Origin of the sequence: Algoriphagus sp. SE2, from assembly GCF_039563885.1 — a bacterium.
GTDB lineage: Bacteria > Bacteroidota > Bacteroidia > Cytophagales > Cyclobacteriaceae > Algoriphagus.
This window is the reverse complement of the sequence record NZ_JBCLWJ010000013.1, coordinates 103,539-125,977: the sequence shown is the minus strand read 5'-3', so window position 1 is coordinate 125,977 and position 22,439 is coordinate 103,539. Positions and strand designations below refer to the sequence as shown.

General features: G+C 35.8%; 19 protein-coding genes and 1 pseudogene. 9 read left to right on the top strand and 11 right to left on the bottom strand.

Annotated elements, in window-relative coordinates; translation table 11 throughout:
- The first annotated feature begins 1 nt into the window (after nucleotide 1).
- Nucleotides 2-1,300: a DUF1015 domain-containing protein gene (locus AAGF08_RS15240; RefSeq protein ID WP_343512137.1), complete on the top strand. Its 1,299-nt coding sequence runs from the start codon at nucleotides 2-4 to the stop codon at nucleotides 1,298-1,300.
- Complete coding sequence (locus AAGF08_RS15235; protein WP_343512136.1) at nucleotides 1,281-1,871, top strand: Maf family nucleotide pyrophosphatase; 591 nt, start codon at nucleotides 1,281-1,283, stop codon at nucleotides 1,869-1,871. Before AAGF08_RS15240 ends, AAGF08_RS15235 begins: the two co-directional genes overlap by 20 nt.
- Nucleotides 1,872-1,922: 51 nt before the next feature.
- Here AAGF08_RS15235 and AAGF08_RS15230 read toward each other — a convergent pair whose 3' ends face one another.
- The 3 genes from AAGF08_RS15230 to sdaAB are packed head-to-tail and all read right to left on the bottom strand — an operon-like array spanning nucleotide 1,923 to nucleotide 5,282.
- On the bottom strand, nucleotides 1,923-3,242 hold the full coding sequence (locus AAGF08_RS15230) for an efflux RND transporter periplasmic adaptor subunit (protein WP_343512135.1): 1,320 nt from the start codon (nucleotides 3,240-3,242) through the stop codon (nucleotides 1,923-1,925).
- 3 nt (nucleotides 3,243-3,245) lie between these two features.
- A complete protein-coding gene (locus AAGF08_RS15225) occupies nucleotides 3,246-4,589 on the bottom strand; it encodes a TolC family protein (protein WP_343512134.1) in 1,344 nt (447 codons plus the stop codon).
- A gap of 15 nt (nucleotides 4,590-4,604) precedes the next feature.
- Entirely contained in the window at nucleotides 4,605-5,282 is a 678-nt protein-coding gene (gene sdaAB / locus AAGF08_RS15220) for an L-serine ammonia-lyase, iron-sulfur-dependent subunit beta (protein WP_343512133.1), read from the bottom strand.
- 164 nt (nucleotides 5,283-5,446) lie between these two features.
- Here sdaAB and AAGF08_RS15215 point away from each other — a divergent pair.
- From AAGF08_RS15215 to AAGF08_RS15195, 5 genes and pseudogenes are all read left to right on the top strand, one after another.
- Nucleotides 5,447-6,259: pseudogene (locus tag AAGF08_RS15215) on the top strand (aminotransferase class IV).
- 118 nt (nucleotides 6,260-6,377) lie between these two features.
- On the top strand, nucleotides 6,378-8,021 hold the full coding sequence (locus tag AAGF08_RS15210) for a sodium/sugar symporter (protein WP_343512132.1): 1,644 nt from the start codon (nucleotides 6,378-6,380) through the stop codon (nucleotides 8,019-8,021).
- Nucleotides 8,022-8,035: 14 nt separating this feature from the next.
- Entirely contained in the window at nucleotides 8,036-9,538 is a 1,503-nt protein-coding gene (locus AAGF08_RS15205) for an FGGY family carbohydrate kinase (protein ID WP_343512131.1), read from the top strand.
- Between the two features lie 43 nt (nucleotides 9,539-9,581).
- A complete protein-coding gene (xylA, locus tag AAGF08_RS15200; protein WP_343512130.1) occupies nucleotides 9,582-10,895 on the top strand; it encodes a xylose isomerase in 1,314 nt (437 codons plus the stop codon).
- Nucleotides 10,896-11,005: 110 nt separating this feature from the next.
- A complete protein-coding gene (locus tag AAGF08_RS15195; RefSeq protein ID WP_343512129.1) occupies nucleotides 11,006-12,913 on the top strand; it encodes a sialate O-acetylesterase in 1,908 nt (635 codons plus the stop codon).
- 37 nt (nucleotides 12,914-12,950) lie between these two features.
- On the opposite strand, the gene AAGF08_RS15190 is transcribed toward AAGF08_RS15195, so the two are convergent.
- Both AAGF08_RS15190 and AAGF08_RS15185 read right to left on the bottom strand, forming a co-directional pair.
- Nucleotides 12,951-14,024 carry an alpha/beta fold hydrolase gene (locus tag AAGF08_RS15190; RefSeq protein WP_343512128.1) on the bottom strand — a complete coding sequence of 358 codons (1,074 nt, stop codon included), beginning with the start codon at nucleotides 14,022-14,024 and terminating at the stop codon, nucleotides 12,951-12,953.
- A 5-nt stretch (nucleotides 14,025-14,029) separates the two neighbouring features.
- Nucleotides 14,030-14,593: a hypothetical protein gene (locus AAGF08_RS15185; protein WP_343512127.1), complete on the bottom strand. Its 564-nt coding sequence runs from the start codon at nucleotides 14,591-14,593 to the stop codon at nucleotides 14,030-14,032.
- 176 nt (nucleotides 14,594-14,769) lie between these two features.
- On the opposite strand from AAGF08_RS15185, the gene AAGF08_RS15180 reads away from it, so the two are divergent.
- On the top strand, nucleotides 14,770-15,300 hold the full coding sequence (locus AAGF08_RS15180) for a hypothetical protein (protein ID WP_343512126.1): 531 nt from the start codon (nucleotides 14,770-14,772) through the stop codon (nucleotides 15,298-15,300).
- Between the two features lie 9 nt (nucleotides 15,301-15,309).
- Here the strand turns inward: AAGF08_RS15180 and AAGF08_RS15175 are convergent, their stop codons facing one another.
- Nucleotides 15,310-15,627 (bottom strand): antibiotic biosynthesis monooxygenase, encoded by a 318-nt coding sequence (locus AAGF08_RS15175; protein ID WP_343512125.1) that lies wholly within the window; start codon nucleotides 15,625-15,627, stop codon nucleotides 15,310-15,312.
- A gap of 303 nt (nucleotides 15,628-15,930) precedes the next feature.
- Between AAGF08_RS15175 and AAGF08_RS15170 the strand changes: the two genes are divergently transcribed.
- Entirely contained in the window at nucleotides 15,931-16,878 is a 948-nt protein-coding gene (locus AAGF08_RS15170) for a DUF4097 family beta strand repeat-containing protein (protein ID WP_343512124.1), read from the top strand.
- Nucleotides 16,879-17,047: 169 nt separating this feature from the next.
- Here the strand turns inward: AAGF08_RS15170 and AAGF08_RS15165 are convergent, their stop codons facing one another.
- The 5 genes from AAGF08_RS15165 to AAGF08_RS15145 form a co-directional block, all read right to left on the bottom strand.
- Complete coding sequence (locus AAGF08_RS15165) at nucleotides 17,048-17,890, bottom strand: alpha/beta hydrolase (protein ID WP_343512123.1); 843 nt, start codon at nucleotides 17,888-17,890, stop codon at nucleotides 17,048-17,050.
- 9 nt (nucleotides 17,891-17,899) lie between these two features.
- Nucleotides 17,900-18,268, bottom strand: coding sequence for a TIGR04086 family membrane protein (locus tag AAGF08_RS15160; RefSeq protein ID WP_343512122.1), 369 nt, complete (start codon nucleotides 18,266-18,268; stop codon nucleotides 17,900-17,902).
- 32 nt (nucleotides 18,269-18,300) lie between these two features.
- Entirely contained in the window at nucleotides 18,301-19,314 is a 1,014-nt protein-coding gene (locus AAGF08_RS15155) for a DUF3500 domain-containing protein (RefSeq protein ID WP_343512121.1), read from the bottom strand.
- Nucleotides 19,315-19,494: 180 nt separating this feature from the next.
- Complete coding sequence (locus tag AAGF08_RS15150; RefSeq protein ID WP_343512120.1) at nucleotides 19,495-20,724, bottom strand: C45 family peptidase; 1,230 nt, start codon at nucleotides 20,722-20,724, stop codon at nucleotides 19,495-19,497.
- Nucleotides 20,725-20,760: 36 nt separating this feature from the next.
- Nucleotides 20,761-21,885 (bottom strand): VCBS repeat-containing protein, encoded by a 1,125-nt coding sequence (locus AAGF08_RS15145; RefSeq protein WP_343512119.1) that lies wholly within the window; start codon nucleotides 21,883-21,885, stop codon nucleotides 20,761-20,763.
- Between the last annotated feature and the right edge of the window lie 554 nt (nucleotides 21,886-22,439).

The window sequence follows — 22,439 nt, the reverse complement described above, 5'->3', positions numbered from 1 at the left end:
AATGGCTGAAATACTTCCGATCAAAGCTTGGCGATATCATGATAAATTCAAATTAAAAATCGACGAGCTGACGGCCCCCTTATTTGATGTGGTTTCTGAGAGACAAAGAGAACGTTTGTATGAAAATCCCTACAATAGCATACATTTATCTGTACCAAAAGGTCCCGAACCAGCGAAACAGGCTTTTGAGACATTAGAACGTTGGAAGAAAGATCAAATCATTGTTCAGGATGAAGATCCAGGTATCTATGTTTATTACCAGTATTTCAGACTTCCTGGAGAACATGATTCTCGCTGTAGAAAAGGATTTATCGCTCAAATAAAAGCATATAATTGGGCTGAGAAGATGATTTTAAGGCATGAAAATACGATCGTCCATGCCGTGAATGACAGAATTGATCTCCTTAAATCAACAAAAATACAAGCAAGCCCAACTCATGGTCTATATGAGGATTCCGAAAATCAATTGGAGAAGTATATGGATGATGCAATCGTAAATCCACTTTACGAATTAGAAGACTATCAAGGGGTTCGGGAAGTCCTTGGAGTCATTCGGGATCCATCTATTATTGCCGAGTTTTTGGATGTAATGAATGGCAAGCAAGTGATTTTAGCAGATGGTCATCATAGACTCGAAGGAGCAATTGAATATAGAAACTCCTGTAAAAACCAACTAGTAGAGTCCAAATGGAAAAGTTATGATTACCATATGATGTATTTCACAAATACCAATGGAAATCATTTAAAGATACTTCCGACGCATCGGCTTTTTAAGGGCTTAAAAATGAGCCAAGATCAATTTTTGGAGTATTTGAGGGAATGGTTTGATGTAAAAAAGTTTTCCGATCAAGATGATTTAGGAGCCTATGCTTTTCATAAACCTTGGTCTTATGGTTTATTAATAGGAGAGGATAGTTATTTACTTCAATTAAAATCAGGAAAATATGACTTGATTCATTCTACCTATCCGGATGTTATTAAAAAACTAGATTTGGCAATACTCCATGAACTGATTTTTAATAGAATATTAGGAATACCTATGGAAAGTCAGAGAAGTTCTGAGAATATCAATTATGAGCGAAGTTTTTCCAGATGTATTCAAGAAGTACAAACTGGAAAAGCTAGCTTTGCAATCATTACCCGTGAACTGGAATTAAAACAAGTGCTTGAAGTTTGTAGGTCTGGGTATGTGATGCCCCAAAAATCAACTTATTTTTATCCAAAAGCTTTGGGAGGATTACTGTTTGCAAGTATAAAACAAGATGAATTTGAATTCGATTATGACACCTTTTTTAAATAAGCTAAAAGACAAGAAAATAATTTTGGCCTCCAATTCTCCACGAAGGCAAGAATTGCTGAAAGGTCTTGAGGTAGAGTTTGAAGTTCGTCCCAATCCAGTAGAAGAAAAGATTCCTGGGGATATGAAGCCTGAGTTTGTAGCTGCCTATTTAAGTAAATTGAAAGCAGATTCTTATCCAGATGAATTAAAGGAAAATGAAATCTTGATAACTTCTGATACAGTAGTTATAGAAGATGGGCATGTTTTAGGTAAACCATCTACGGAGGATGAAGCATTTGATATGCTTAAAAGTTTATCAGGATCTTCCCATATCGTGATGACAGCGGTAACTTTTAAGGATAAGAAAAGGCAAATTACGGTTGAGGATGAAACAATAGTAACCTTCAGGTTCTTAGAAGAGGAAGAGATTTGGCATTACATCAAAACCTATCAGCCAATGGATAAAGCAGGAGCATATGGGATTCAGGAATGGATTGGATATATCGGTGTTACGAAATTGGAAGGTTCTTATTTTAATGTGATGGGTTTTCCTTTGCATTTAATTTATGAACAATTGAAAAAATGGTCATAAAAAAGCCCCCAATGAAAGATATCATTGGGGGCTAAATTTTTAATTTTTTATTTAATTATCCTGAGTTATCGCTCCGGGTCTAGGTGACTCCATCTTTACTACTTTGTCTCCTTCTTTAAGCTGTTTACTTACAACAAAATAGGGCCCCGATATAATCTCTTCTCCCTCTGTGATTCCTTCTAAAACTTCGATATTCTCAAAATCAGAAATTCCGGTTTTAATTTCTCTTAACTTTGCAATTCCATTTTCACTAACAAAAACCAGTTCTTTAGATTTGGTTGTTCCACCTGCCAAAGTATCTAATTTGTTATCTCTGGTCGTAACAGCTGAAAGAGGAACGGCAAGTGCATTATCTTTAGTGGTAGTTAAAATGTCCACAGAAGCAGTCATACCAGGTCTAAATGGGTATTTAGTGCCTTGAGCTACCAGATCTTGATAAGAGCTGTTAAGGATTCTTATTTTTACTTTAAACTCTGTAACAGCATCTGCCGAAGCTTTTGCATTTGCAGTATTTGCAATGCTTGTCACAATCCCCTTAAACTTTTTGCCTGAGGAAGAATAAGAATCAACATCAATTATAGAAGTATCTCCCATACTCAATCGGATGATGTCATTTTCGTTAACATCGACCCGAACTTCCATCTTAGAAAGATCAGCAATCGTTAACATTTCTGTACCTGCCATCTGTGCAGTTCCCACCACTCTTTCGCCTTTTTCTACCAAAAGATTAGAAACGATTCCACTTACAGGAGAATAAACATTTGTCAATCTTAAATTTTCTGCTGCTTCATCTACTGTTGCCTGTGAACTTTTTACGATAAATTCAGATGCAATGACATTTTGTTTAGCTGCCTCCAAATCTTTTTGGGCAGTAATATAGTTTGCCTGAGCAGTTTCGAAATCTGATTCGGAAATAGCTCGTTGCTCAAAGAGTGCTTTTTGTCTGTTGAAATTTAATTCAGCTTGAGTGAATTGTGCCTCTGATCTTTGCAAACTAGCTCTGGCCTGGGATAAATTAGCCATTTGTTGATTCAAGTTTGCTTTAGATCGGTCCAATGCTGAAATAAAGTTGTCAGGTCTGATTTTTACTAACAATTTTCCTTCAGCCACTGAGTCTCCTTCTACAACATTTAGCTCTATAATCTCACCCGCAACATCAGGTGATAGATTGACCTCTACCTCAGGTTGTATTTCGCCTGATGCACTTACTTTTTCAATTATTCTAGTTCTTTCAGCAGTCGCAAATTCAACTTCTATTTCCTTTGCTCCACCAAACCAACCGGCAGAACGACCTATGATCGCAATTACAATAATTAATCCTACCCCACCGAGTAGGTAATACAATAGTTTGTTCGACTTTTTATTAGCCATGATTTAGTTTAAGTTAATTGGATTACCCAGGTAAAAATCAAGAACTTTTACTCTGAAAATATAGGTGTATTTAGCATTTAATAGATCTGCTTGGGCATTGAATAAATTATTTTGAGCCACTTGAAAATCAACAGAATTAATTGCTCCTAGGTCAAATCTTTGTTGTGCAATTCTAAAAGACTCTTGTAAACTTTCTACCTGGATCAATGAGGCCTCATAAGATTGTTCAGCTGCTAATGCACTATTATAAGCAGTTTCAATATCATTTCTGAGTTGATTCTTTGTTTCAATAGCCGTTACCTCACTAAGTTGTTTTTGAACTCTTGCTCTTTGAAGTGCACCTTTTTTGCTCAAATTAGAAAAGATGGGTATTGATAATTGAAGGTTCACTGATTGTGATAAGTTGTTTTCAATCTGTGTTCCAAAATTTGGTCTTTCAGTACCGAAAACTCTGTCAACATAGTTTGAAAAAACATTGGCTCCAACTCCCAATGTCGGATAAAAAGAACCTTTTGCAGACTTAACGCCATATTCTGCACTTTCTATGTTAGCTTCAGCAGCCTTGATTTCAGGCAGAATTTCTAAAGCTATCGAATAGATATCCTCAGGTGTTTCAGTGGCCATTAAATCTTCATTTATCTCGAATTTTGGCTCTACTATTTCAAATTCCTCTGTATAAGGGATTTGCATAGCCTGAGCCAAATTTAATTTTGAAATGTTATAGTTGTTTTTGGCCGTGATCAGATTGACTTCATTGGTCGCATTCTGAGCAGTAATATCCAATTGATCAGAATAAGGTAGTGATCCCGCATCCACCAATTTTGTAGTTCTTTCCAATTGATCTTTGGTTGTTGAAAGTTGGTTTTCTGCAATTTTAACCTGCTCTCTATTGAAAACTACATTAATGAAAAGGTTGATGATATTTAAAGTAATATCATTTTTAGTAGCCTCAATAGTATACATCCCAGCTTCCAAATCAGCTTTAGATTGCTGTATTGAACTATTTATTTGTCCACCTCCAAATATGGTGGCATTCGAGGAAGCAGAAAGATTTATGTTACCGATTCGTTGTGATTCAAAAAGGTTTGTAACAGGGTTAATAGATCTACCCCATCTATAGCCAGAACTAGCCCCTGTAGATAGGGAAGGGTAACGCCTTCCTTTATTTTGAAGCAATGTGGCTTCGTTAGAAATCTGGGTTAGTTCGCTTCTCTTTAATGTCAAGTTGTTTTCCAGTGCAATCTGTACAGCAGTTTCCAGATCATAAGGACCCGAATATTCCTGCTGCGCAAAAACACCAAAAGTAACAATGACCATAAAGGCAAAGCCTAAAAAGCATTTTTTCATGTGGTTGTGTGTATTTTAAAGATCAATGTCAGGTATGTAAATTAATTCCTTTATCCAGGGAAGAGATTTTAAATATTCTAAAGTTATTTTATTGATACCAGAATCCATTTCTATGACGTGGCAAGCTCGATCATTTTTTCCTTTTCTCGAAACTGACATGGTTGCAATATTTGTCTTTTCCTGAGCAATAACACTTGATATAAAAGCAATAGCTCCCGAAACATCTTCTGCTTTAATAATCAATGTGTGATCTTTAGCTGAAAAGTTTGCCACAAATCCATCTACTTCTGAAATATTGATTATACCTCCACCCAAACTCTCACCTACAACTTCTACTGTCCTTTCACCTAGCGTTAAATTGAGTTTGATAGTATTCGGATGATGAATAGATGAATTTGCAATTGATCTGAACTTATATTCAAAACCGGACTCCTCAGCAATATCCAAAGCATTTTTTATCCTTGGATCATCTGTTTTGAAATCCATTAGCCCTCCAATGATTGCTTTGTCACTACCATGCCCTTCATAGGTCCTTGCAAAAGAGTTATAAAAAGTAACCAATGCTTTTTGGGGTTTGCCTCCTAATACTCGAATTGCAGCTCTGGCTATTCTGACTACTCCAGCAGTATGCGAAGATGATGGACCTATCATTACAGGACCTATCATATCAAATATGCTACTTTTGTTTGCCATTTCGATTTTGAGTCCAATATTAGTGCTAAGCTCTTTATTCTTTCGTTATTAAGTTCAAAAATGTTATTAATCATTCAAATTTCCTCATTAAAGGCCTATTCTTTATTACTTTTAACAAGTTCATTTTTTTACATTTTACAAAATTGACCGTATTTGAACAGGTGATGAACGATTTTGAGACAAATTTAATATATAGTGAAGAAAAACATGGTTGGAGAGTAAGTGACACAATAGTCATTTCTAATAGGGCAATGAATTTTGGAGATGGTCTTTTTGAGTCAATGGCTTATTTGAAAGGAAAGGTTAGATTTTCAGAAAAGCACATAGAACGTTTAAAGATGGGTTCTCAGATTCTTTCTTTCCCATCTGCAACTTTTGATATTGAATTAATCGAAAATACTATGCAATTAAATTTCCCCACAGGGGATTATCGTGTAAGGTGGAATTTATTTAGGTCAGGCTCCGGCACCTACACTCCCAAAACAAATAGCATCACCCAAACTTTACAAATAAAGAAATTCTTAAAACCACCAAGGATCAAGAAAACAGCTTTTATTTCCAAAAAGATTAAAATTTTTCCAACTATATGGTCAAATGCAAAAACTTTAAATTCGCTGCCTTATTTTTTGGAAAATTTGGAAAGGAAGGAGTTGAATATGGGGGAAGTAATTCTCTTAGATCATAGAGGGTTTATTTCTGAGGCCGGTTCTTCAAATATTTTCTGAATGATAGGGGAGGAATTATATACACCATCATTGAACAGTTCATGTGTAGCCGGCGTTGGTAGACTTGCAATTATTGAAGCACTTCGGGATTTTGGAATTAGTATTACCGAAGGTTTGTTTCTTCCGCAGCATTTGGCAAAAGCATCCACGGTTTGGTTAAGTAATGCTATGGGTATTAGTTACTTGGAAAGCATCGAAGGTGTTGAATATTCTACCGAAGCACTACCGTTTTTAGAAAAGGTTTTTAAATAAGTAAATAATCACAATAATTTATTTTCTGACCTTTAAATGAAAGTCTTATATTTAACGCCTTGTCTTTAATTTCAAGAAGGATAAATTAAAATTACGCCCAAAACCAACCAAATTAAGTATGCTCTTAGAACCTTTAGACCTAATAGTTTTCGTCGGATATTGTTTGCTCATCGTTGGGATGGGTATTTTTGTGTCCAGAGAAAAGAAAGGACATGTAAAAAATTCATCAGATTATTTTCTTGCTTCTAAAGCATTACCCTGGTGGGCTGTCGGAGCTTCATTAATAGCCTCTAATATCTCTGCTGAGCAATTCATAGGGATGTCTGGTTCAGGTTTTGCGATGGGTTTAGCGATTTCAACCTACGAATGGATGGCTGCCGCAACACTTTTGGTGGTAGCAATTTTCTTTCTCCCAGTCTATATAAAGAAAGGTATTTATACCATGCCGGGGTTTTTATTGGATAGATATGATACGCGGGTTAGGACTACTATGGCTATTTTCTGGCTGTTATTATATGTTTTTGTAAACCTTACTTCAGTACTATACCTTGGAGCACTAAGCTTAAATACAATCCTTGATGTTCCATTGATTTACGGGATACTTGGACTAGCTACTTTTGCCATGATTTATTCAATCTATGGAGGATTGAAAGCAGTTGCCTGGACAGATGTGGTTCAGGTAGTATTTCTTATTGTCGGTGGTTTGGCAACTACCTATATTTCTCTTCAAATGGTTGGATCGGGAGATGCATGGGATGGATTGACTTTACTGAGACAAGAAGTGCCAGGCCACTTTTCAATGATATTCTCTAAAGGTGAAATGATGATCCCTGATGGATCAGGAGGGGTGAAAGATGCCTATCTTGATCTTCCTGGAATCTCTGTATTAGTGGGGGGAATGTGGATTACCAATCTGAGTTATTGGGGCTTCAATCAATATATTACTCAAAGAGCACTTGCTGCCAAAAACCTTGATGAAGCTCAAAAAGGAATGATCTTCGCCGGATTCTTAAAGCTTCTGATGCCGCTTATCGTTGTGATACCAGGAATCGCGGCTTTTGTTATAGTGAATAACGGGATTGACGTAGGTTTTATAGATTCAATGAAAGACCCTGTGACAGGTCTAGTAAAGTCTGATAGAGCTTATCCTACACTCCTCCAGTTATTACCTGTTGGATTGAAAGGTCTTGCCTTTGCGGCTTTAACAGCAGCAATTGTGTCTTCGCTTGCATCCATGGCGAATAGTACATCCACGATTTTTACAATGGATATTTACCAGAAGTATTTTAGTAAAGGAGCTTCTGAAACCAAGCAAGTTAGAGTAGGAAGGATTACAGCTGTTGTAGCCTTTTTGATAGCAGCAATTGTTGCGCCTGCTTTGGGGCAATTAGATCAGGCATTTCAATTTATTCAGGAATATACAGGGTTTATTAGCCCAGGAGTATTTGCTATTTTCTTTTTTGGAGTCTTCTGGAAAAAAACAACCTCCAATGCAGCTTTAGTTGGTGCGGCACTTAGTATTCCGCTTTCGGTAGTTCTAAAAATCGGAATGCCGAATTTACCTTTCTTAGACAGAATGGGTGTTGTATTTCTGGTTTTAGCAGCTTTGATGATTGGTATTAGTTTATATGAAGGCAAAGGAAAAGATCATCCAAATAGCATTGAAATAAATAAAGAGCTATTTAAAACCAGTGCTGGCTTTAAAGTGGGGGCATTTCTAATTGCTGGTATTACTGCGGCATTATATATCGTGTTCTGGTAAAAAAAGAATCAATAATGAGACAACTATTATTAGGGTTAGATATAGGTAGTTCATCTATAAAAGCCTCTCTTCTGGATTCTGATACAGGTAAATCCATTGTATCCAAAGCTTTTCCTGAAGAAGAAATGCTAATTAATTCTCCGCAGGATGGCTGGGCAGAGCAGGATCCCGAGACCTGGTGGAAATATATCCAACAAGCAAGTAAGTATGTGCTTAAAAAAGCAAATGTCAAGACAGGAGAGCTTAAGGGAATAGGTATAGCTTATCAAATGCATGGATTGGTCTTGGTAGATAAAGATCAAAATGTGTTAAGGCCATCAATAATATGGTGCGATAGTCGAGCTGTTTCTATAGGCGAAAAAGCATTCAAAGACTTAGGAGAGGAATATTGTCTACCTAATTTGTTGAATTCTCCAGGTAATTTTACTGCTTCTAAACTTCGCTGGGTAATTGAAAATGAACCAGAGATAGCTTCGAAAATTTATAAAATAATGCTACCAGGTGATTTCATTGCAATGAAACTCACCGGTGAAATATTGACTTCGGAAACAGGGCTTTCTGAAGGTATTTTTTGGGACTTTAAGGAAAACGGAGTAAGCGAAAAAGTTCTTGATAATTATAAAATTAAAAAAGATTGGTTGCCAAAAGTTGTCCCTTCTTATTCTGTTCAGGGGAATGTTACAGCTTTAGCCTCTCAGCTTACAGGAATTGAAGCAGGAGTGACAGTGTCTTATAGAGCTGGTGATCAACCTAATAATGCTTTTTCACTACAAGTTTTAAAACCCGGCGAACTAGCAACAACGGCTGGGACATCTGGGACTGTCTATGGCGTTTGCGACACACCTTTATATGATCCTCTTTCAAGGGTAAATACCTTTGTCCATGTAAATCATACAAAAGAAAAGCCATCTTATGGAGTATTACTATGTGTAAATGGAACTGGAATTCTTAACAGTTGGATCAAGAAGCTGTTAGGAGCAGGAAAGATAGAATATGAGGAAATGAATAATTTGGGAGGATCAGCTCCTATTGGATCAGGTGGACTAACTTTTATTCCTTTTGGAAATGGTGCAGAAAGAATCATGCAAAATAAACAAGTGGGAGCACATTTGCTTGGTCTTGATTTACTCAAACATGATAAGAAACATATGATTCGTGCAGCTCAAGAAGGAATTGTTTCTGCATTGACTTTTGGTTTTAAAATCATGCAAGATATGGGCATGGATCTAAAAACAGTTAAGGCTGGAAAAGCCAATATGTTTCTTAGCCCCATTTTTAGGAAAACCTTTGTTCATATGAATAAAGTTGTTTTAGAATTGTATGATACGGACGGAGCTCAAGGCGCAGCAAGAGGTGCCGGAATTGGAGTTGGTTTGTTTTCAAATGAGATAGAAGCCTTCCGAGGATTGGATTTGCTAGAAACTATTGAACCCAATGAACAATTTTTTGAGCCATACGAAGAAGTCTATCTCCATTGGAAAAATCAATTGGAAAAAATCCAAAAATTAAAAATATAATTGAATCAATAAACCTATTTATAAACCTTAATAACTGATTGACATGTCAAAACTGTATTTCCCAAGTATTAATAAGATTCCATTTGAAGGGAAGGATAGCGATAATCCTTTGGCCTTTAGATATTATGATGAGAATAGAATAATCGCTGGAAAAACCATGAAAGAACATTTCAAGTTTTCCATCGCTTACTGGCACTCGTTCTGTGGCACAGGAGGAGATCCATTTGGACCAGGGACTATTGTTCATCCGTGGGATGCAAATCCAGATCCAATTCAAAGAGCAAAAGATAAAATGGATGCTGCATTTGAATTTATTACCAAAATTGGAGCTCCTTACTATTGCTTCCACGATGTGGATTTGATCGATGAAGGAAAAGATATCGCTGAATATGAAGAGCGAATGAAAATCATAGTGGACTACGCAAAGCAAAAGCAGGCAGAAACTGGTGTAAAATTGCTTTGGGGAACGGCTAATGTATTTAGCAATCCTCGCTATATGAATGGTGCTTCAACAAATCCTGATTTTGATGTATTGGCATATGCAGCTACTCAGGTTAAGAATTCCATAGACGCAACGATCGCTTTGGGAGGAGAAAATTATGTTTTCTGGGGTGGAAGAGAAGGCTACATGTCTTTGTTGAATACCGATATGAAGCGTGAGACTGACCATCTTGCTAGATTCTTAACTATGGCAAAAGATTATGCCAGAAAGAATGGGTTTAAAGGAACGTTCTTCATTGAGCCTAAGCCAATGGAGCCCACCAAACATCAATATGATTACGATGCTGCAACAGTTGTTGGGTTTTTAAGAGAGCATGGGCTTGACAAAGATTTTAAATTGAATATTGAAGTTAATCATGCAACGCTGGCTGGACATACTTTTCAGCATGAACTTCAGGTCGCTGCTGATGCAGGATTGTTAGGAAGTATTGATGCTAACAGAGGTGATTATCAAAATGGTTGGGATACGGATCAATTTGCAATGAACCTTCAGGAAATGACTGAAGCCATGTTGGTGATTTTAAATTCTGACGGGCTTCAGGGAGGAGGAGTTAACTTTGATGCAAAACTCAGAAGAAATTCAACTGACCCTGAAGATTTGTTCTTGGCACATATCGGAAGTATGGATGCATTTGCAAGAGGTATGCTGATCGCTCAGGATATTTTAGACAAATCCGATTATCTGGAAAGAAGAAAGAATAGATATGCAAGCTATGATTCCGGAAAAGGAAAAGCCTTTGAGGAAGGTTCTTTGACCTTGGAAGACCTACGTAATTATGCTGCCGATAATGGCGAGCCTGCAAAAACCAGCGGAAAGCAAGAATATTTTGAAAATCTATTGAATAGATTTATCTAAAGCTGGTTTAAATAATTTAAAGTCCTGATAAAGTTTTCTTTGTCAGGGCTTTTTTGTTATTGTCCTTTTAATATTTTTCCTCAATTTTCAATTGTATTTTTACAAATACTATGAAACGATACGTTATCCTTTTAATCATCCTGGCAACTTTTGCCTGTGACTCAGATAAGTTTGAATCAGAAGTTACTCTTCCAAAAATTTTTCAAGATGGAATGGTTTTGCAAAGAGATCAGAAAATCCATGTTTGGGGAAAAGGAATTCCCAATAAAAAAGTAAGAGTTTCTGTAGCAGGAATATTAGGAAGTACGGAAGTGGAGCGCGACAGCACTTGGTCCATTATGCTTCCGGAATCGATAGCTGGAGGGCCTTATATTTTAACTGTCAATAATACCCAGATCAATGATGTTTATTTAGGCGATGTTTGGATAGCTGGTGGACAATCCAATATGGAATGGGCAATGAAATCTCAAGTAATAGGTGCGGAAGAGGAGTTTTCTGAAGGTGGATTTCCAGAAATCAGATTTTTTAAGGTTCCTCATTCATACAGTGCAAAACCAAGAGAGGATGTAGTAGGAGGAGAGTGGAAAATTGCAAATAATGAGAATATGCCTGACTTTTCGGCTGTAGCTTGGTTTTTTGCAAAAAGAAATCATTTGGAGAAAGATGTTCCTGTTGGAATCATTGAGTCAAATTGGGGAGGGACCCCAGCGGAGGGATGGACTAAAGCTACTGTCCTAGCAGGAATTAATGCATCCTATTCTAAGGAGGCGAAAGATATCTTGGAAAATTCCGATAAATGGCAAAAGGAGGTTGAGGAGAATGAGAAGCGACAGGAATTAAGAAATAAACTAGTGACAGGCCCGGACTCTTTAACAGCAATTCAAGTTGCTGATTTAGGATATAATGATTCAAAATGGAAAAAAATCAAACTCCCTGAATCTAATCCTTTGGAACATATTGCTTGGTTAAGAAAAGACTTTAAAGCCTCAAACTCTCAAGAAGCAGTTCTTCACCTGACAAACATAAATCAAATGGCTTACCTGTATTTAAATGGAAAGCCAATATATTATAAAGATTGGGGTAAACCCATGATCGATCTAGATATACCTGCTTCTTCATTGATGAGTGGGGATAATGTTTTGACGATTCGAGTTATAAATACCTGGAATAATCAACCAAGCGTAGGGACAAAAGGAGAGATGTATTTAACCCAGGGAAATCAAAAAATCTCTTTAGAAGGCACTTGGAACTACTCTAATGATTTGGTGGAGCCATTGTTGCCTAAAGTAGAAAGGGTCAATTGGAAACCAGGAATGATGTTTAATGCCATGATAAATCCTCTGACCTCTTATCCAATAAAAGGAGCGATTTGGTATCAGGGTGAAAGCAATGCCGGAAGAGCTGAGGAATACCAAGAGCTCTTTTCAGCTATGATCAAAAACTGGAGACAACATTGGGGTATAGGGGATTTTCCTTTTCTTTTTGTTCAGTTGGCTAATTTTATGGAAAGAAAATCTCCTCAGCCAGATAGTGACTGGGCATTTTTAAGAGATGCTCAAACCCAAACCCTTTCAGTCCCGAATACCGGAATGGCTGTAATAATAGATATTGGAGAAGAAGGGGATATTCACCCTAAAAATAAAAAAGATGTAGGAGAGAGACTTTGGCTACAAGCTAGAAAAGTAGCTTTCCAGGAAGATATTTTGGCCTCAGGTCCTGTTTTTGAAAGTGCATTTGCAGAGGATGGAAAAATAACAGTTAAGTTTAAGGCTGTTGGAGAAGGGCTTCAGCTTTCAGATACTGCAAATTCAGTAAAGGGTTTTATTATAGCTGATTCCAACGGCAATTTTCAAGAAATTGAAGGTGAGATTTCCAATAGCAATGAGGTTATTCTTGAAACCTCAATTAAGAACCCCAGTGAAATCAGATATGCTTGGGCTGATAATCCAGAAGTTAATTTGATCAATAGTATAAATCTTCCTGCTGAACCTTTTAAGTATTCTTTAGATAGCGAATAAAAAAAAATAGCCTCTAAATCTCAGAGGCTATTTTGATTTAATTCTCATTTATTCTATCAAGTTCCCTGTCCAATTCATTCAATTCATTCACTTTTTGCTGAAAGTCAGCTCGAGAAGGTACTTTTGCAACATTCTCCAAAAAATCTATCGTCTTAAAAAGAACTCCTTCCCAATCTTTGGAAGTTACAGAACTTCCAATGACGTGGTCACCCGCTTCTGGGAATGCTTCCTTTCTTTTTAGGATTTCAGGTGTACCTAATTCTTCATACATTTTCAACATCTCCGGGACAGAAACTACAAAATCTTGTTCTTGTTCGTCTTTATAATAGTAACCGAGGAATAAAGGTTGCTTGATTTTGGAGAAAGTTTCATTATTCATCATGCTATACATAAGAACAGCAAGACTTTTATATGAATTGAAATGATAGTCTTCAGACCAATATTTTGCTTTATCTCCGGTCCGCTCTTGGTGGATTACTTTGTTTTCCATGGCAGTCCATTGAAAAATTTTCCCCATCCAAGGAATAAATAAAGCAGATAACTTTTCATTATAGTCCCTAATGGCAGGCGAGTAAACTACCACTGCTTTAATTTCAGGTTGTTGACTTGCTAGTAATAAAGTCAATGCCCCACCCATAGAAGTTCCAACAACAATAACTGAATCTCCTAGGCTTTTACCGATTTGATAAGCTTCACCAGCTGCGTCCGCAAGTGCCTGAGCAGATAAATATTCCATACCATTGGCTCTTTTGATTCCATGATCTGGAAGCCTAGTAACGAATAAGTTGGCACCAAAATGTGCTGCAAGAAACCTATGAACGGGATCACCTTCCATAGGACTGGCTCCAAACCCATGAATATATACGATAGAATAGGGGGTTTTTCGCTTATTAGTACTGTCTGCCCATACTATATAAGCTTCATTTCCTGGTTTTAATCCTAACACAGTATCCTCTCTCTCAGCAAGGTAATTCTCTATTTCCTGCATCCTTGTTGGGATATCAGGGAATTCTATTACTAAGTTTTCTTTTTCTACTTTTGGACCTAGCATATAAACGATTACCGAAACAATCGCAATAGCGAAAATCCAAAGGAATAATTTTCGTAACATTTGGTTTAATTAATTTTAAGATGTGGAGAGGTAGAATCTACTGTGATTTTACTGCCATCTTTTAAGAATAAAAATGTTCTTGTTTTAAGTTGTTCGTAATTATCTGGTACAATAGTAAGATTTGCTCCCAAATAAATGGATATGTTATCAAACTCTCTATATCTGTTTAAGGTTGTCTCAGGATTGACTTGAAGCAGATATGAGATATCAGTTCCAACAGGCAAACCATGAAATGGAGCGAGCAGCGTAACGGCTATGTTTGAAATATTTTTAAAGCTGTAAGCTTCTATGCAGGATAGGGCATATAGTTGACCAGGTAGATCACCCACATAGCTTTCTGAATTTAACTCAGGAACAATTTCAAAATTCACAGAAAAATCTTTTATAGCGACAGTATCTTGATCTGTAGAATACCCAGTACCCTGAAAAGGACTATAAGTCACTTTTAAATCGATAGCATTTGATTTTTTAGGATTAGGGCATGATCCAAATGGATCAGAATCTAGTTGATCCACACAAGACCCTAGAACTAATAGAATTAAATAGGAATTAAACGCCAGAATGGTCAACAATAACCTATTTGGAAAACTGAAGTATTTTAATCTGCCCTTTTTCACAACATAAAAATAACAATCTTCGATGAAGTTTTAATTATAACTCCAACACATAAATAATTGAAAGACTTTGTGCAGCATTGTATGAATTCTATTCGTTAAGATATAAATCGTTTACCAACAGACCGACTATGAAAAAATATCTATTTGGATTCCTACTAATGTTTATTGCCGGTAATTTATTCGCACAGGAAAAAGTACCGACAAAGTCAGTTTATTTGGAATTAGGTGGGCCTGGACTTCCTTACAGTTTCAATTATGATTTCAGATTTGATAAGGAAAAAGTTGATTCTTGGGGGATGAGAGTCGGATTTGGAGGATTTGCGGTGGATGGAGAATCTTTTTTTTCTATCCCTTTGATGGCAAATAGATTGATGGGAAAGGGGCCACACTACTTTGAAATAGGAATAGGAGCTACTTTTTTTACTTTTTCTCAACAGGAATATGACTATAGTGGATGTGTCAATTGTGTGACAAGTTCAGATTATAGTTTTATTTTAGATGTTGATGGTTCTCCTAGTATTATGGGCACTATGAATTTTGGCTATAGAAAGGTGCCTATTGATGGAGGCTTTATGTGGAAAATCAATATCAATCCAATTTTTAATAATAATGGCTTCTGGCCTCTATATGCAGGAGTAGGTTTTGGTTACGCATTTTAAGGGTTTGTTTTATAACCGAAAGCCATAATCACGCTCTACTAGACATATTCTCGTTTTGTAAGCTGAATACCACTTTTCTTTACCCATTTTTTGAGCTATCAGGTGATCGGTTTGTTTTTTCCAGTTTTTGATGGAATCAAGATCTTTCCAGTAACTAACTGTAATCCCTATATCCTCACGAGCACTTTCATGGCCTAAATACCCAGGTTGATGACTGGCAAGCTCTTCCATTTCAGAAGCAGTTTTTAAATAATTTTCGTCGATATCAGTCCTTAAGCTACTGAAAATGACTGCATAGTAAGGAGGGTTAGGAGTTTGTGCTATCATTTTTTCAAATTTTGACTAGGGGTAAATTCAATTTGAATTGTCTATAAGGATATAAGGTAAAACTAAACCAAAATCTATTCTATATGACTACAAACCTTGATTTTACTTACTTAATCACTCACTCAAACAGGTCTGGAGACTTACCTCCTCCAATTTTAAAATAATGACATAAAGCAAATTTGATTTGACATAAATCAATAAATCAAACCCTTGATAACCAGCACTGTAAAAAGGTCGTACATTTGTATGCATGCAGTGCTTTAATAAATAAATAACAGATTATAATTTTAAATCCTGCACAAAATGAAATTCAAAAGGAATTTATTAAAAGTATTTACTGTAATCACAGTATTATCTTCGCAAGTCTTATTTAGCTCATGCGAATCAGAATTAGAAATAGTTCAATCCATAAATGAGGAATTTGATGGAATAAATAAAGTTGAAATAGAATCTGGTTTTCTAGATGTAATCTATCAAGGAGATCCTTCTATGACCACTATCCAACTCGATGCTTTATTGGAATCAAACAAATCTGGAAGGTATCAAATTGAATACAAGGAAGACCAAGATAAATTGGTAATTGAACTGGATCAAAAAAATATTGGAGGTTCGGGAAGGAGCAGAGGCCATATTTATTTGAGAGGACCTGTTAAAATGGAATTAGAAGTTGAAGTTGGGTCAGGGAAAGCCACCATTTCTAATGTAGTAGGGAATGTAATGGATTTGACAGCTGGTTCTGGAATACTAATTGCTCAAGATTTAAAAGCCAATTCCATTGATGTTAGTGCTGGATCAGGTGATTTAAGGCTTATTAATTTGGAAGGTAATACAAAAATAGAAATAGGATCTGGACGAGTTGATGTTAAAAACCTCATTGGAAACCTTTCATTGAGTGGTTCTTCTGGTAATTATCACGTAGATAATGTGGAAGGAATTCTTCATGCTAAATTAAACTCAGGAACAATGGATTTGAATAGCATAGAGTTCCTTGGAAAGCTTGAAGTTTCCTCTGGGAGAATAAATGCAATTAATTCCGGTCTAAGTTCTGAATCAAAGTTTAATGCTTCCTCAGGTAATATTAGAATTCAAACATTTTCAATGCTTAATGTATTTAATTACAACCTAAGTGCCGGAAGTGGAAAAGTAATCGTTGGAGATAGTTCTTCGAGTGGAAATTTAACAATAGATAATGGTTCTCCTTATACCGTTTATGGTGTTGTCTCAAGTGGCAATATTGAAATAAGGAATTAGTGAAAAGTTGTTCACAATCACCCAAAGCCCCGAGAATTATCGGGGCTTTTTTCATTTTATGTATTTGTTTAATCTTTTGGAAGTTGAGCTTTCAACCAAGAATTTAAGAAATCATTTAGCTTCCATTAAAAAATAGATATGCTTACCAAAGTCAGATTTTATTTTGGGACTACTCAATATCCACTTCCGGTAGTTCGCTTAAATATCCCAAAGATTGAAGGAATTTATCACTTGCCTCCAGCGTCTTTTTATAGTATTCAAAATTCCGGTAATTGAAAAATCCATGGGGTTGATCTTCATACAGTTCCAGATCACATCTACTACCTACTTTTTCCATTACCATTTTATAATATTCAGCAGTTACTACTGGGATAAGACTATCTTTAGTACCTAACATAAACAGAGTAGGAGGTGCGCCTTCCCTAATATTGTGTAAGGGAGAAAAGCGTGTATAAGCTTCACCAATCCTTTCATACCCATATCCTCCAGGTCCATTGTCTATTACCGGATTAAAGAGAATTAATGCATTTGGAATAGGACTAATATCCATTGGGTCTGTTCCTTCGTCAAATCCTTGACTTAAAGCTGTTGCGGCTGCTAAATGACCTCCAGCAGATCCTCCGGAAGCAATTATTTTATGGGGATCAATATGAAAGTCTTCCGCATTTTTTCTCAGAAATCGAATCGTGGACTTTGCATCTTTCAAAGATTCGAAAGGTGTGGTTCCGTGAATGTTTCTGGTTCTATAATCAACCAAAAAACAGACTAGCCCTCGTTTGGTAAAATAAGCCGCTTGATGCTCAAAATGTGCTCGAGATCCTCCAACCCATCCGCCTCCAAAAAAGAATACCAATGCTGGATATCCTTTGGATTCATCTATATTATCTGGGTAATGTACTTCCAAATAAAGTTTGGTTGTATCGACCTCTTTGTAGAGGATTAATTCTTGCCCAGAAGTAAGTTGGATTGAAAAGACAAACAGTAGAATACTGAAAAGCGATTTAATATTCATTGTTTTTATTTATGGATTCGATTTAGGAACTACTTTTCTTTGGGACAAAAAACCTCCTAGAGCACCACCACCTATTTTGGCAAGATGTTCCACCCAAAATTGGAGACCAGTTGAAATCTCCTCGGAAGGTGCCAAAAGGTTGGAAACGATCAAGTAAAAAACAACTCCTGTAACTCCAACCAAGGCTCCGTGGAGTATTTTATTAGAAAGGGCCTGACTAGCGACCCAATATCCTCCCAATAGCATTAGTAAAGCCAAAGCTATAAAACTGGTAATTAGGCTTTCCTCATACCAACGAATAAAACTAATAAAAATACCATAGGTAATTTCTACACCTAAACCAGTAAGTATAATTCTAAGCCAAAGAATTCTATTCATAAAAGTATATTTGATGAAAAAATATATAAGTATTATTTCTTGTGATGCTCTGAATTCATGTAGTGCTCTTTGATTAAGTCTTTACCAAAATCTCCATCAAAATCTCGCCAAACCGTATGTATATGATTTGCGTTGGTTTGGGTATTATCAAATTCTATCAAAAATGACTTACCCTGAATCCTGTAATAATGCCCTTCTCCGATTATAGTAGCTCCAGCCCATCCAAATCTTATTTCTCCCAACTCTTCTTTTTGGATGTTTGTCATTCTTTCTTTTGCTAAATCCTCTGGTATCGTTTTTATATATTCATCTATTAGCTTTAAGAATGTCTTTTGTTGGTCATTGTTTAATTCATTGAATTTGATGCCTACCGGTGATAAAGGATTCACTTCAATTGAGTTTGCAGTAGCGATTTCAAAAGGAGAAGATTCCCGAAAAATAGCTTTTGACTTTTGATCTTGATTGAGGGAATTGATCAACTGCAAACCTAATTCTTCTTCATTTTCTAACGTTTTTTCTCCTTTCCTGGGACCGGAAGGAATGATAGCTGGATTTGCTCCAAAGAATCTTGGGGCAATAGCTACGGTATCGTTTAGCACAGTAAAATTCAACGATATATGATGTCCTTCGAAAGACCAGGCCCAGAGACTATCCTTTACCGGATTTCCATAAAATGCTATATAATATTTTCCTGGATCCCGCATGATGGTATCTCCTGACAAAGCACGAAGAACATTTTCGAGATCAATAATTCTATTGGCTTTTTGATACCCAGTTTCTGAAAGTGAAGATTGTAGGAGCTCTTGAAAGAGTTCCGTCTGCGAATCATTAAGTTCCGCTAAAGAGATACCTGCTCTTTGGAACATGGTACTTGGCAAATAATGCCATTTTGTTTTTGTCAAATCATCAAAAGGATACATTGCCTTTTCTTTCTGATTCTGACTCAAAGAATCCAAAAAGTTGGTAGCAGAATTATCCTTTAGGAAAGTAAAGGATAGAAAAATAACCGTAAAAATAACTAGCCCAGATAAAATTGATTTTTTCATAGTGACCCATTTGAAGTTGAAAATTGACTTTAATTACTACAAATTAGGATTTATTCTGAAAATAATACGTCAGTTTGCTTTGTAAAAGGATAAAGAAAAATTAGAATCTTAAAATGAGACCTTAAATCAAATTTGAGTTTTCCGTTATAACAATTATACCCGTTTATAGAATCAAACTTTTCACCATTCTAATTCAATATATTCTGTCTCGTGTGGTTTTCCCGGAGCAATGATGAACCTCGGTTTAGCGGATAGTTCATAAATCACACTTGAATAGGTAGTTTTGTTGCTGACTACATCAGAACCTTCATTATCTCTTGAACTCAGTACATCTTTTATATTAGTAATACTGATGCTTTTTGTGTTTTCAGTGAATCTCCTCTGGAAGGATTTAATACGTTGGCATTCATAAAGTCCCTCTTCTGGAGATTTATTATTTGCATTTAAAGCATCTAAGTAATTGGCACTATAATCATTATTGCTCATCGGATGATTTGTATGATAAGTAAAAAGCGAATTCTCAAATGGCCTGAATTCAACCACTTTAGTAGATGAGCATTCCAAGCTGAAGACTTTTTCCGGACCTCCAATGATATAGTTTTGGCCTGATGCATGATTTATTTCTTCTAGGAATGCCAAAGCTTCCTCTTGGGTCTCTTTACTTAAAACCCCTCTAACAATAAATGTGACAGGTAGTCCTGTTTTGGCATAATCCAACTGCATCAAGGTGTTGCAATTGATAGAAAGCGATCTATTGTTCATACCTGTAATACCCAAATGACCAGGAATTGTCAAATACATCAGTTTTTTGTCTGAACCGGGAACTGAAGATTCGATAACTGTTTGAAATCCATGGTAAAATTCAGGAATATCCATATTCTGGGCTGTTATACTGGGCTCTGAATTAGTTTTATTTACTCCAAACGAACTACAACTATGAGCCAGAATATCCTTAGAATTAAACCAGTATTCATCCCCAAGCTGATGCATGAAAATAGTTTCAAAATCAACACCTGAACCTTCTGAAATCCCCTTTAATTCATCCATTAATTCCGGAGTCCATTTTTCAACCGAATTTTTATAATCTGTTTGTGCCAAAAAACTTTTTATAAATTCATCCGGTTCTTGACCTGTACTAGATTTGATGTCTTCCTTAAATAATTTTATAACTTCCTGAATTTCATTTTTTAATAGCTCTCCATGAGCAAATCCTCTCTCATAGGAGGAGCCACTAAGTTTCAGAAATCGTAATTGCCCATTAGCCAGTAATTCTAATTCAGCACTTTTCTCTGCTTTTTTGTTTACTTCTTTGTCATTTTTTGATGAGCAAGAAATAAGAAATGTAAAAAGTATTAAAGTTAAGAAAGGGATACGTTTCATATTCATCCAAATGAACTTTACTGTAATCATAAAATAATTTAACGGTTTGCGGTAAATCTTTTAAAATCAATTGTTTTTTTTCAATTCTCTATTGAAATAAAAGTAATTAATTTCATCTGAGTTACTTTCTATTATATCTAATCTGTTATCATTATTCAAGTCAGAAAGGATAATGTCATATGTTAAAAATTCACCATTTTCAAGACTGATATCCTTCCAGGTTTTACCTTTGTCAAAGTTTAAAAAAACCATGTTCTGCTCGCCAGAATTTGCAACGACGATATCAATCATTCCATTTCCGTCCAAATCGCCTGTATCAAGGGAAAATGAATTAGCTTTTTTGGTATCAAATATGACCTTTCGGTCGAAAGTCAATTTACTATTCCCAAAATAAATGACATTTGGTTCTCCAATATTAGCTGTAATAATATCCAAAAACCCATCTTGATCGATATCTTTCACACTTAAGGATCTTGTTTCATCAGTACCTGTTCCAAAAGGAATTCTTTCTTTGAAATTTAAATTCCCATCATTTAAGTAAACATAATTTTGTTGGCCATCTCTATTTGCCAAAATCAAATCTAAATCTCCGTCTTGATCCATATCAGCAACATCGATATCAATTGTTGAATCATCCGAAGAACCAAAGTTTACAATATTTTCAAATTTCCCATACCCATCATTTAAACAGATCTCATTTACATAACCTCTATTTGTAATTAGAATATCAATATCACCATCCAAATCAATATCTACTGTTTTTAAATTCCGGGTAGGGGAGTTATTATTTCCAAATGACCCTGATTTCTGAAAATTTCCTTTCCCATCATTGATATAAATTTTATTTGGCGCCATATCATTACCTACAGCAACATCCAAATATCCATCGCCATCTAAATCTGCCAACTCAGCAGCATAACTGGTCTCAGAAACATTCTCAAGAAATTTTGAAACAGTGAATATTCCGGATCCATTATTAAAAAATATTTTATTGGTTTGTGGCCAATGCCGACCATCAGCAACTAGAACATCTAAATCACCATCCCCGTCTATATCTCCGGGACTTATTGATGCGGATTTATCTTTGGCCGGACCTAAAATAAGTCTGGAGTTTGTCACAAATTCAATCTCTTGTGCATTCGCCCAAAGTTGAAAGAATAGGGTTAGAGATAAAAAAAATAGCCTTTTCATGAATTTTAGCCTTTAAGAGCAATATAATTTTACGATAAATTAGTATTAAAAAGGTTAATAATGGGTAGTTAGATCAGTCTTTTATTAGGTATTCAAGTTATTAAGACAAAGGATGTGTCTCTTAAGACTCAGTAGGAAAGGTTAGAAAGACAGAAATTAGTTTATTAATGCAAAGTCTTGATTGAGAAAGTATCAGCTTAAGAAGCTTTAATTGCTATTGAACTAAGTTCTATCATTAATCCCCCTCAGAGTAAAAATCATGGATACTTCCTGCAATTCTTGGGCTGGTTTCTGCTGTAATAGTGATAGGATATACAGAGGCTTATTTTTCAGTGAGTCGAACTACTCTTTTTCTTTCTTTTGAAAGATAATCAGTTTTTTTTCCTGCTATTTGATCTTGCAAGAAGGAGAGAAGAATAAAAAACTGAATAAGAAGATTTTGGGTCATTGCTTTGTCGAAAGTGTCAGTTTGGAAAAGAAATTTGATTATTAAATATCAGAAATGAATCGTCTTTTCCAGTTAAGAAATTAGTGTCATGGAAGAATTGAAATTT